This window comes from Streptomyces sp. NPDC005483 (genome assembly GCF_040606035.1).
GTDB lineage: Bacteria > Actinomycetota > Actinomycetes > Streptomycetales > Streptomycetaceae > Streptomyces.
Map to the genome: position 1 here is coordinate 156,780 of NZ_JBEXEA010000001.1, position 11,791 is coordinate 168,570.

Below are 11,791 nucleotides of genomic sequence, written 5' to 3' on the forward strand. Positions count from 1 at the left end.
GACGTCCGCCACCGCATGCGCGGTTGCCTGCGGGGAAGGCGACCCGTCGGCCTGTGCCTTTCATCAGGAGGCACGGGCCGACGCACGTCCGGACACCCGAGCGGGACCCGCCGGGGCGCACCAGAGAGTGGAACCACCTGTGAGCAAGGACGCCGTGCAATCGGCACAGGCCGCCGCCCGCACCGACGTGGCCCAGGTGCCCGCCGACGCGGGCGACGCCGGCTACAGCAAGGACCTCAAGGCCCGCCACGTCAACATGATCGCCATCGGCGGCGCGATCGGCACCGGGCTCTTCCTGGGCGCCGGCGGACGTCTTCACACCGCGGGCCCGGCGCTGGCGGCGGCCTACCTGGTCTGCGGCGTCTTCGCCTTCTTCGTCGTCCGTGCGCTGGGCGAGCTGGTCCTGTACCGCCCCTCCTCGGGCTCCTTCGTGTCGTACGCGCGCGAGTTCCTCGGTGAGAAGGGCGCGTACGTCGCCGGCTGGATGTACTTCCTGAACTGGTCGACGACCGGCATCGCCGACATCACCGCGATCGCGCTCTACACGCACTACTGGAGCCTGTTCACCGACATCCCGCAGTGGACGCTGGCCCTGATCGCGCTCGCCGTGGTCCTCGCCGTGAACCTGATCTCGGTGAAGATCTTCGGCGAGATGGAGTTCTGGTTCGCGATCATCAAGGTCGCCACCCTCGTCGGCTTCATGCTGATCGGCATCTTCCTGCTGGCCACCCGGCACGAGGTGGGCGGCCGGACGCCCGGTGTGTCGGTGATCTCGGACAACGGCGGCGTCTTCCCGCACGGCCTGATGCCGGTCGTCCTCGTCATGCAGGGCGTGATCTTCGCGTACGCCGCACTGGAGCTGGTCGGTGTCGCGGCGGGGGAGACGGCGGAGCCGGAGAAGGTCGTCCCGCGCGCGGTGAACTCGATCATGTGGCGGGTGGGCCTGTTCTACGTCGGCTCGGTCGTCCTCCTGGCCCTGCTCCTGCCGGGCTCGCTCTACTCGGCGGACGAGAGCCCGTTCGTCACAGTCCTGTCGAAGATCGGCGTGCCGGCGGCCGATGACGTGATGAACCTGGTGGTGCTGACGGCCGCGATGTCCTCGCTGAACTCGGGTCTGTACTCCACGGGCCGCATCCTGCGCTCGATGGCGACGGCGGGCTCGGCCCCGCGGTTCACGGCCCGCATGAACCGCAGCCAGGTCCCCTACGGCGGCATCCTTCTCACCTGCGCGGTCTGCGTCCTCGGAGTGGGCCTGAACTACCTGATGCCCAGCCAGGCCTTCGAGATCGTGCTGAACGTCGCCTCCCTCGGCATCATCAGCACCTGGGTGATCATCATGATCTGCCACCTGGTCTTCGTCCGCCGCGCACGCTCGGGACTGCTCACCCGCCCCTCCTTCCGGCTCCCGTTCAGCCCGGTCACCGAAGTCACCACGATCGCCTTCCTGCTGGCCTGCCTGGGCATGATGTGGAACGACCACGAGGTCGGCCGCAAGACGCTCCTGCTCATCCCGGTGATCGCGGCACTCCTGGTGGGCGGCTGGTTCGGCGTCCGCCGCAGGGTCGAACGCACGGCCGACCGCGAACTGACCGACCTCGCGGAGTGACGAGGCGCCATTGTCAGTGGGGCCCTCTACGGTGGCGTCATGGGGGAGATCAAGTACGTCCGAGGCGACGCCACCGCTCCGTCGGTGAAGGGAGTCAAGCTGATCGCGCATGTCTGCAACGACATCGGGGGCTGGGGCAAGGGCTTCGTCGTCGCGGTGTCGCGGCGCTGGCCCGAGCCGGAGGCCGCCTACCGCGCCTGGCACCGAGGGCGCGCGTCGAACGACTTCGGGCTGGGCGCCGCGCAGTTCGTGCCCGTCGAGCCGTATGTCTGGGTGGCCAACCTGATCGGGCAGCGGGGCATACGGACGGGCAGCAACGGCGTGCCGGTCCGCTACGAGGCGATCGACGAGGCCCTGGGACGGCTGGCCGACAAGGCCGTCGAACTCGGCGCGTCCGTGCACATGCCACGAATAGGGTGCGGACTGGCCGGCGGGAAGTGGTCCAGGGTGGAGCCGCTGATCACGGAGCGGCTGGTGAACCGGGGCCTCTCCGTCACCGTCTACGACCACGACTGAGCTGAACCGGGAGAAATCGGGTACCCGGACCAGGTGAGAACGCCGCACCGGGTCAGCCCGCTGATCTTCCTGGCCCTGCTGGGACTGGTCCTCGCGGGCTGCGGCAGCGTCGGAGAGCGCCGATCCGACGCCGAGTCCGCGGCCGTCGGTTTCGAACGGCTGTTGCGAGCCGACGACCCCGCAGGCCTCTGCACCACCCTCGCACCGGACACCCGCAGTGAACTGGAGGACTCCGAGAAGTCGAGCTGCGAGAAGGCGATCTCCTCGCAGGACATTCCCCTCGGCGGCACCGCCCAGCGGGTGGACCTCTACGGCAGACAGGCCCGGATCGTCCTGGACGCGGACACCCTCTTCCTCTCCCTGTTCCCCGACGGCTGGAAAGTCGTCGCGGCCGGCTGCACCCCCCGCCCGGGCCGGCCGTACCAGTGCACGCTCCAGGGAGGCTGACGGCGTATGCGGACCATGTTCACACTCTGCCTGGTCGTCGTCCTCAGCGGTCTGGTCTACTTCACCGCCGTGGGGCTGATGCACCGATGACCACACGCACCCCCATGACCACCCGCACCCGCGGCTTCCTGCGGGACAACGGACTCGCTCTGGCCTTCGGCATCGGATTCCTGCTGGCCCTCGCCGGGCAGGCGATCGCGGGCTACGCGGACTTCAACAACCAGCTCACCACCGAGGGACTCGCCCAGGTCGGCTTCGGCGAATACCTCATGTCCTCCGACTTCGCCGTCGACGTGACGGAGAACTGGCAGTCGGAGTACCTCCAGTTCTTCCTCTACATCACGGCGACCGTCTGGCTCCTTCAGCGGGGTTCGCCCGAGTCGAAGGAGATGCACAAGGCCGGAACCGAGTCCGACCAGGACCAGCAGGCCGGAAGGTACGCCCACCGGAACTCCCCGCGCTGGGCCGGTGCCGGCGGACTGCGCCAAGGGCTCTACTCCCGCTCCCTCGGGCTGGTCATGGGCACCATCTTCGCCCTCTCCTGGCTGGCCCAGTCGGTCAGCGGTGTCGCCGCCTACAACGAGGAGCAGCTCCGTCAGCTTGAGGCCCCCGTCAGCTGGAGCAGCTACATAGGATCCGCGGACTTCTGGAGCCGCACCCTGCAGAACTGGCAGTCCGAACTCCTCGCGGTGGCCTCCATGGCCATCCTCTCGGTCTACCTCAGACAGCGCGGCTCCCCGGAGTCCAAGCCGGTCGGGGCGGCCCACACCTCGACGGGGGTCGAAGGATAGGACCGCCCTCAGACTCTGTCGCCCTCAGCCTTTAATCGGCGTGCACGTCGTTCGTCGCCGCGATCTTCTTCCACGACTTCGGCCGCACCGGCGCGCCGGACGCCTTCGCGATCGACGCCGCACGCGCCGCCGGCACCCCCGGCTTAGACGGCTGGAACAGCCATGTGTCGAACAGCGCGGCCAGCGGCTGCCCCGACACCTCCTCGGCGTACCTCTGGAAGTCGGCGACGGAAGCGTTGCCGTACGCGTGCTTCTGCGGCCAGCCCTTCAGCACAGCGAAGAACGCCTCGTCGCCGATCTCGTTCCGCAGCGCCTGCAGGGCCAGCGCGCCCCGGTCGTAGACAGCGATGTCGAACTGGTTCTCGGGCCCCGGGTCACCCGGCTCGACCGTCCAGAACGCGTCGTCGGCCGGATGCGAGGCGTACACGTAGTCGGCGAGCTCCTGTGCCGTCCCCTCGTCCTCGTGCTCGGACCAGAGCCACTGTGCGTACCGCGCGAAGCCCTCGTTGATCCAGATGTCCTTCCACCCCCGCACGGACACCAGGTCGCCGTACCACTGGTGGGCCAACTCGTGCACCACGACAGAAGTGTTGGAGCCGTTCGCGAACTGGCGCGGGCTGTAGAAGGGCCGGGTCTGCGTCTCCAGCGCGTACCCGGTGTTCGTGTTCGGCACATAGCCGCCGAGCGCGTCGAAGGGATACGGCCCGAAGTAGCCGCTCAGCCAGTCGGCGATCTCCCCGGTCCGCTCGACGCTGGCCCGCGCGGCGCCGTAGTTGGCGCCGAGATCCTTGCTGTAGGCGTTGACGACCGGAATCCCGCCCTCGGTCGTCCCGGTCGTGATGTCGAAGCGACCGACGGCCAGGGTCGCCAGGTACGTGGCCTGCGGCTTGTCGGAGCGCCAGTTCCAGCGGGTCCAGCCGAGGCGTGAACTGGTCGACTGAAGCGTGCCGTTGGAGACGGCCTGGCTGCCGTCCGGCACCAGGACCGACACGTCGTAGGTGGCCTTGTCGAGCGGGTGGTCGTTGCTCGGGAACCACCACCAGGCCGCCTCGGGCTCGTTCGCCCCGACCCCGCCGTCCGGGGTGCGGTGCCAACTGGTGAAGCCGTACGCCTGCTTGGACGACGGCACCCCGCTGTAGCGGACCACCACCGTGACGGAAGTGCCCGCGGGCAGGGGCGACTTCGGTGTGATCTCCAGTTCGTGCTCGCCGGAGGTGGTGAACGACGCCTTGGCGCCGTTCACCCGCACCTCGCTCACGTCGAGCAGGAAGTCCAGATCGAAGCGCGACAGATCCTGCGTGGTGCGCGCGAGAAGAGTCGCCGTACCCTCCAACTCGTCCGTCGCGGGCTGGTACTTCAGCCGCAGGTCGTAGTGCGAGACGTCGTAACCGCCGTTGCCGTAGTCCGGGTAGTAGGGGTCGCCGATGCCCGGAGCGCCGGGGGAGAAACCCGCCGCCGACGCCGGGATCGCCAGCATCAGGGAGGCCGCCGCGAATGCGCCCGGTGCGATGAGTCTGCGGTGCACGAAAGCTCCAAGTCGTGGGGGGACCGAGTCTGTTCGCAGCCTATTCACCACCTGTGAGCTGGATGTGTCCACAGCCACCCCTGTCACACGATCGCCATTCGGCCGACATGGTCTCAAGGGGCCCTCTTTTGCGCGGGAGTTGACCGCAGTACCGTCCGCGCATGTCGATACGCACGCGCTTCATGATCTGGAGACCGCTCGCGACCGCCACCGCGGCCACCGCCGCCCTGCTGGCGACCTTCCTCGCGCCCGCGACCGCGCAAGCACAGGCGCGGCCGGCCCCGCGGGAGAGCCAGGCCGTCTACTCGTACGAGAACGCCGTCCGCGAGGCCGTCTGGGTGGACACCCGGCTCGACGGCGACGGTGACGGAAAGACCGACCGCGTCGCCGTCGACATCGTCCGGCCCCGCGAGCCCGCCCAGCGGGGCCGCAAGGTCCCGGTCATCATGGACGCCAGCCCGTACTACTCCTGCTGCGGGCGAGGCAACGAGAGCCAGCTGAAGACGTACGACGCGAACGGGCACGTCGTCCAGATGCCGCTGTTCTACGACAACTACTTCGTGCCCCGCGGCTACGCCTTCGTCGGCGTCGACCTCGCAGGCACCAACCGCTCCGACGGCTGCGTGGACGTCGGCGGCCGCTCCGACATCCAGTCCGCCAAAGCGGTCGTCGACTGGCTGAACGGCCGCGCCACGGCGTACACGAGCCGCACGGGAACCCAGAAGACCAGGGCCACCTGGACCGACGGCAAGACGGGCATGATCGGCAAGAGCTGGGACGGCACCATCGCCAACGGCGTCGCCGCCACCGGCGTCGAGGGCCTGAAGACCATCGTCCCGATCAGCGCCATCTCCACCTGGTACGACTACTACTTCTCCCAGGGCGCCCCGCTCTACGACTCCGGCCCCGACTGGCTCTCCGACTACGTCGACAGCCCGGACGCCCGCGCCAAGTGCGCCGCCGTCCAGCGGAAGCTCGTCGACCAGGCGCCCCGCACCGGTGACCGGACCCCGCTGTGGACCGAGCGCGACTACGTGAAGGACGCGCGCAAGGTCAGGGCCAGCGTCTTCCTGGTCCACGGCATGCAGGACCTCAACGTCCGTCTCCAGCACGTCGGCCCGTGGTGGGACGCCCTGGCGAAGAACGGCGTCGAGCGCAAGATCTGGCTCTCCCAGACGGGCCACGTCGACCCCTTCGACTTCCGGCGCGCGGAGTGGGTCGACACCCTGCACCGCTGGTTCGACCACGAACTGCTCGGCTACGACAACGGCATCGACCGCGAGCCCATGGCCGACATCGAGCGCCACCCCGAGCAGTGGGCCACCTCCAAGTCCTGGCCCCCGCACGGCACTTCGGCAGCCACCCTGCGCCCCGCGCCGGGTTCCCGGCCGGGCGTCGGCACCCTCGGCCTCACCAGGGCCAAGGGCACCGAGACCTTCACCGACGACCCGGCCCTCAGCGAGACCGACTGGGCCGCCCGGATCGACACGCCGACCCCCGACAATGCGGGCTTCACCACGGGGAGCCTGACCAAGGACCTCCGCCTCTCAGGCCCCTCCAAGGTCACGGTCACCGCGACCCCGACCACCTCCACGGCCCACCTCTCCGCCGTGCTCGTGGACCTCGGCCCCGACACCATCCGCGACTACGCGGCCTCCGGTGAAGGCATCACCACCCTCACCGACCGCACCTGCTGGGGCGTCAGCACCACCGGCGACAGCGCCTGCTTCAAGGAGACCCGGGCGAAGACCACCGCGGTTGATTACACGGTGATCAGCCGCGGTTGGGCCGACCTGGGCAACTACGCCTCGAACCGGAAGGGCGTACCGCTCACCCCAGGCACGGCGTACACCATCACCCTCGACCTCGGCGCCACGGACCACGTCGTCCCGGCGGGCCACCGCCTCGCCCTGATCGTCGCGGGCACCGACAAGGACCTCATCGACCCGCCGTCCACCAGGCCCACCCTGACGATCGACCTGACCCGCACCTCGGCCCGCGTCCCGCTGGTCGGCGGCGCCTCCGCCTTCGCGCACGCGACGAAGGGCGCCGGGACGGTCGTACCACACGCGGCCGGGACCCTCGACGGGGTCCGCGCTCCGCGCACCGTCCACCGGGTTCCCGAGGGCGGACAAGGATCCGCATCGGGGGGCCCGACGCCGGCTGCTTGAGCGGTCGAGATCTGCGGCACCTGTGGTAGGTCCTGGGGAACTGTGTGAAAACCGGCGTATCCACCGCTCCAGGGGAAGGTGCCGCAGATGACTGAAGACCTGAAGAAGAGAGGTGGCCGGGAAGGTCCCGCGGGCATTCTCGGCCACGAGACCGACCGGGTGGTGTTCGGCGTCACCGCCGTCATCACCCTGGCCTTCGTGATCTGGGGCTGGGCGGCGACGGACTCCCTGGAGGACGTCTCCACCGCCATGCTGGGCGGGCTGATCCACAACGGCGGCTGGGCCTTCATGCTGGCCGCCTCGTGTTTCGTGGTGTTCGCCCTGTGGCTCGCGATGAGCCGCTACGGACGCATCCACCTGGGCGCCGAGGGCGAGGAGCCCGAGTTCAAGACCGTGTCCTGGGTCGCGATGATGTTCAGCGCCGGCATGGGCATCGGCCTGATGTTCTACGGCGTCAGCGAGCCCCTCTCGCACTACACCACCCCGCCCCCGGGCACCGATCCCGCCAACTCCGGTGAACGCATGGAGACGGCGATGGCCACCACCCTCTTCCACTGGACCCTGCACCCCTGGGCGATCTACGCGGTGGTCGGCCTCGGCATCGCCTACAGCACCTTCCGCAAGCGCCGGCGCCAGACCATCAGCGCCGTGTTCACCCCGCTCATCGGGGAGAGGCACGCGAACGGCACCGTGGGCCGGGTGATCGACATCCTCGCGATCATCGCCACCGTCTTCGGCTCAGCGGCCTCCCTGGGCCTCGGCGCCCTCCAGATCGGCTCCGGTTTCCGGGAGCTGAACTGGATGGACGACGTCAGCACCGGGCTGCTCGTCACGATCATCGCCGTGCTGACCCTGGCCTTCGTGCTCTCGGCCGTCTCCGGCATCGAGCGGGGCATCCAGTGGCTGTCCAACACCAACATGGTGCTCGCCCTGATCCTCGCGGTCTTCGTGTTCATCGCAGGTCCCACGATCATCGTGCTCGACCTGCTGCCCACCTCGGTCTTCTCCTACCTCGGCGAACTGCCCCAGCTCGCCGGCCGCACGGAGGCGAGCGGCGGCAAGGGCGTCGCGGACTGGCTCAGCAGCTGGACCGTCTTCTACTGGGCCTGGTGGATCTCCTGGACACCCTTCGTCGGCATGTTCATCGCCCGCATCAGCCGCGGCCGCACCATCCGCCAGTTCATCGGCGGCGTCATCCTCGTGCCGAGCACGGTCAGCCTCGTGTGGTTCGCGATCTTCGGCGGTACGGCCATGAAGCTGAAGGAGGGCGGCGCGCTCGGCGGCGAGGACACCCCCGAGGGCCAACTCTTCGGCGTGCTCCAGGAGTTCCCCGCCGCCACCGTGACCAGCCTGCTCGTGATGATCCTGGTCGGCATCTTCTTCGTCTCGGGAGCCGACGCTGCGTCCATCGTGATGGGCACGCTCTCCCAGCGGGGGGCCCTCGAACCCGGCCGGTTCGTAGTCGTGTTCTGGGGTGTGGTCACCGGAGCGGTCGCCGCCATCATGCTGCTCGTCGGCAGCGGCCAGGGCGACGCGCTCACCGGCCTGCAGAACCTCACGATCCTGGCCGCCGCACCCTTTGTGCTCGTGATGATCGGCATGTGCGTGGCCCTCATGCGAGATCTGCGCCGGGACCCGCTGATCGTGCGGGGCGAGATGGGCTCCGAGGCCGTCGAACTCGCCGTGATCGAGGGCCATCGGAAGTACGACGGCGACTTCGGGATCCAGATCGGTCCGGGCCCCGGCACCGAGACGGAGGGCGACCCGCTGGGCCACGACCACAGCTGAGTACGGCGCGTGCCGGGAGGAGGCGAGCCCGTCCGCCTCCTCCGCGCGCGACGGTCACACTCTTTCCGACCGGTGCCCCTTCGACCACGCGTACGCCGACGACGCCACGTCACGGCGCCGACTCCTCGCGCACATCGAGCCACCGCGCCGCCCCGCGTCAGCGGAATGACGCATGCCGTGCTCAGACCGGCCCAAAGCCGGGAATACTCACACCATGTCTGCCGCATACGCGACCTTCGGCCTGGCACCGGCGATGCGTGCCGGTGGAGTCCTCGCCAACGGTGACTTCCAACTGCACCGGGACTTCGTCGACTTCATCGTCGACGGCCGCCCGCTCCTCTTCCAGCTCTCCGACCTCGACGCCGTCTCCCCCCTCGCCTCCGACGTCCCACCCGCGATCTTCACCGCCCAGGTCCGCAGCCTCCTGGGCGAGACGGACGCCCCGCTTCCGAGCGGTCGTCACGTCATCTACGGCTGCCCCGAGTGCGAGGACCTCGCCTGCGGCGCCGTCACCGCCGTCATCGAGCGGGACGGCGACGACTTCGTCTGGCGGGACTTCGCCTGGCAGACCGACGAGGCCGTGGACCTCCGGCTCAACGGCTACCACGGCATAGGGCCCTTCCGTTTCCAGGGCGCCGAGTACCGCGCGGCCCTCGACTCCCTGCTCCGGGGCGGCAGCGACTCCGAGGGCGCCCGCCGCCGTGTCCTGCTCATCGGCGCCCGTGTCGCCGTCCTCGCCAAGCTGGCCGCCGCCCTGCGCGCCATCGGCATCGGCGCCGACGTCACCCGCGAGGTGGGAGCCGTCCCCGCCGACGAACTGCGCGGCTACGGCGCCGTCGCCTTCGGCCGCACGGTCACCGAGGAGGAACGTGCCGTCGTACGCCGCTCCTTCGCACGCGCGGGCGTCGACGTGGCCTACGTCGACGGTCTCGCCCCGATCGTCCCGCTGCTCGTGGCCCAGATAGAGCACGCCCTGGACCGCAGCCCGGTGGAACGGCGCCGGCTGACCCGTCTGGTGGCCGCCGACGGCGAGGCGGGCGTCGAGGTCACCTCGCCGTGCCGGGTGCGCCTGACGGCGTACCGTCTCGACCGGCTGTACCGAAGCCACGCCCAGGAGGTCTTCGACGGCGTCCTGGAAGCGGGCCGGCACCGGATCGCCCTGGACGCCAAGGCGGTGAAGGGAGAATCGTTCGTGGTGGCACGGACCTCGGGAAGTGTCCTGGTGGAGGCGATGGCCCGCTGAGAAACCGGGGAGCGTCCGGTCTCGGGCGGCCATTAGGATCGACGGTCTGATGACTGCCACCCTCGTCGCCAAGAACCTCGCCGCCGGCCACGGCGACCGTTCCCTGTTCAGCGGGCTCGACCTCGTCGTCGCGCCCGGAGATGTGATCGGCCTGGTCGGGGCCAACGGCGCGGGCAAGTCCACGCTGCTCAGGATGCTCGCCGGCCTGCTGACGCCGGAGGAGGGGGAGCTCAGGCTCTCCCCACCCACGGCCACCGTCGGGCACCTGCCGCAGGAGCCGGAGCGACGCCCGGGGGAGACCGTGCGCGAGTTCCTAGCCCGCCGCACCGGAGTCGCCGAGGCCCAGCGGGTGATGGACGAGGCGACCCAGGCCCTGGTCGACGGGGCCCCGGGCGCCGACGACGCGTACGCCACCAGCCTGGAGCGCTGGCTGGACCTCGGCGGCGCCGACCTCGACGAACGGGCCGAGGAGATCGCCGACTCCCTGGGCCTCGCGGTCGACCTGGACCAGCCGATGACCTCCCTGTCGGGCGGCCAGGCGGCCCGCGCCGGCCTCGCCTCCCTCCTCCTCTCCCGCTACGACGTCTTCCTCCTCGACGAGCCGACCAACGACCTCGACCTGGACGGCCTGGAGCGCCTGGAGCGGTTCGTGAAGGGCCTGCGAGCCGGCACGGTGGTGGTCAGCCACGACCGCGAGTTCCTGACCCGCACCGTCACCAAGATCCTCGAACTCGACCTCGCCCAGCAGCAGATCACCCTCTACGGCGGCGGCTACGAGGCCTACCTGGAGGAGCGCGAGGTCGCCCGCCGGCACGCCCGGGACGACTACGAGGAGTACGCCGACAAGCGGGCCTCCCTCCAGGACCGGGCGCAGATGCAGCGCTCGTGGATGGACAAGGGCGTGAAGAACGCGCGCCGCAAGGCGAGCAACGACAACGACAAGATCGGCCGCAAGTTCCGCAGCGAGGCCAGCGAGAAGCAGGCCGCGAAGGCCCGGCAGACCCAGCGCATGATCGAACGCCTCGACGTCGTCGAGGAGCCGCGCAAGGAGTGGGAACTGCGCATGGAGATCGCGTCGGCGCCCCGCTCGGGCGCGGTCGTCGCGACCCTGCGGGACGCCGAGGTCCGCCAGGGCGACTTCGTCCTGGGCCCGGTGTCCCTCCAGATCGACTGGGCGGACCGGGTGGCGGTCACGGGCGCGAACGGCGCCGGCAAGTCCACCCTGCTCGGCGCCCTGCTGGGCCGGGTGCCGCTGACCTCGGGCCAGTCCTCCCTGGGCTCCGGCGTCCTGATCGGCGAGGTCGACCAGGCCCGCAAGCTGTTCCACGGCCAGGAGGCCCTGCTGGACGCCTTCTGCGCGGCGGTCCCCGACACGGAACCGGCGGAGGTCCGCACCCTCCTGGCCAAGTTCGGTCTGAAGGCCGACCACGTCATGCGCTCGGCGGCGACGCTGTCACCGGGGGAGCGGACGCGGGCGGCGCTGGCATTGCTCCAGGGCAGGGGTGTGAACCTGTTGGTTCTGGACGAACCGACGAACCACCTGGACCTACCGGCCATCGAACAGCTGGAGTCAGCGCTGGACGCCTACGAGGGCACTTTGTTGCTGGTCACTCACGACCGCCGAATGCTGGACGCGGTGAGGGTGACGCGCCGCTTGGAGGTCGTATCGGGCAAGGTGACGGAAACTCGTTAGGGGCGCGGGGC

Annotated in this window: 9 protein-coding genes; 8 read left to right on the plus strand and 1 reads right to left on the minus strand. The window is 69.8% G+C overall.

Going from position 1 to position 11,791, the window contains the following annotated elements; translation table 11 throughout:
* Positions 1 to 139: 139 nt before the first annotated feature.
* The 4 genes from ABZT06_RS00705 (at position 140) to ABZT06_RS00720 (ending at position 3,360) form a co-directional block, all read left to right on the plus strand.
* Positions 140 to 1,606, plus strand: a complete 1,467-nt coding sequence (locus ABZT06_RS00705) for an amino acid permease (protein ID WP_355732738.1) — start codon at positions 140 to 142, stop codon at positions 1,604 to 1,606.
* Positions 1,607 to 1,645: 39 nt separating this feature from the next.
* Positions 1,646 to 2,122 carry a macro domain-containing protein gene (locus tag ABZT06_RS00710; RefSeq protein ID WP_355732740.1) on the plus strand — a complete coding sequence of 159 codons (477 nt, stop codon included), beginning with the start codon at positions 1,646 to 1,648 and terminating at the stop codon, positions 2,120 to 2,122.
* Positions 2,123 to 2,155: 33 nt separating this feature from the next.
* Complete coding sequence (locus ABZT06_RS00715) at positions 2,156 to 2,569, plus strand: hypothetical protein (RefSeq protein WP_355732743.1); 414 nt, start codon at positions 2,156 to 2,158, stop codon at positions 2,567 to 2,569.
* A gap of 86 nt (positions 2,570 to 2,655) precedes the next feature.
* Positions 2,656 to 3,360, plus strand: coding sequence for a DUF6766 family protein (locus ABZT06_RS00720; protein ID WP_355732746.1), 705 nt, complete (start codon positions 2,656 to 2,658; stop codon positions 3,358 to 3,360).
* A gap of 31 nt (positions 3,361 to 3,391) precedes the next feature.
* Here ABZT06_RS00720 and ABZT06_RS00725 read toward each other — a convergent pair whose 3' ends face one another.
* A complete protein-coding gene (locus tag ABZT06_RS00725; protein WP_355732749.1) occupies positions 3,392 to 4,885 on the minus strand; it encodes a M1 family metallopeptidase in 1,494 nt (497 codons plus the stop codon).
* A 161-nt stretch (positions 4,886 to 5,046) separates the two neighbouring features.
* Here ABZT06_RS00725 and ABZT06_RS00730 point away from each other — a divergent pair, with 161 nt between their 5' ends.
* The 4 genes from ABZT06_RS00730 to abc-f all read left to right on the plus strand — a co-directional run bounded on the left by ABZT06_RS00730 (position 5,047) and on the right by abc-f (position 11,780).
* Complete coding sequence (locus tag ABZT06_RS00730) at positions 5,047 to 7,056, plus strand: Xaa-Pro dipeptidyl-peptidase (protein WP_355732752.1); 2,010 nt, start codon at positions 5,047 to 5,049, stop codon at positions 7,054 to 7,056.
* 87 nt (positions 7,057 to 7,143) lie between these two features.
* Positions 7,144 to 8,844, plus strand: coding sequence for a BCCT family transporter (locus ABZT06_RS00735; protein ID WP_355732754.1), 1,701 nt, complete (start codon positions 7,144 to 7,146; stop codon positions 8,842 to 8,844).
* A gap of 214 nt (positions 8,845 to 9,058) precedes the next feature.
* Positions 9,059 to 10,087 carry an oxidoreductase gene (locus ABZT06_RS00740; protein ID WP_355732757.1) on the plus strand — a complete coding sequence of 343 codons (1,029 nt, stop codon included), beginning with the start codon at positions 9,059 to 9,061 and terminating at the stop codon, positions 10,085 to 10,087.
* A 49-nt stretch (positions 10,088 to 10,136) separates the two neighbouring features.
* Positions 10,137 to 11,780 carry a ribosomal protection-like ABC-F family protein gene (abc-f, locus tag ABZT06_RS00745; RefSeq protein ID WP_355732760.1) on the plus strand — a complete coding sequence of 548 codons (1,644 nt, stop codon included), beginning with the start codon at positions 10,137 to 10,139 and terminating at the stop codon, positions 11,778 to 11,780.
* Positions 11,781 to 11,791: the final 11 nt, after the last annotated feature.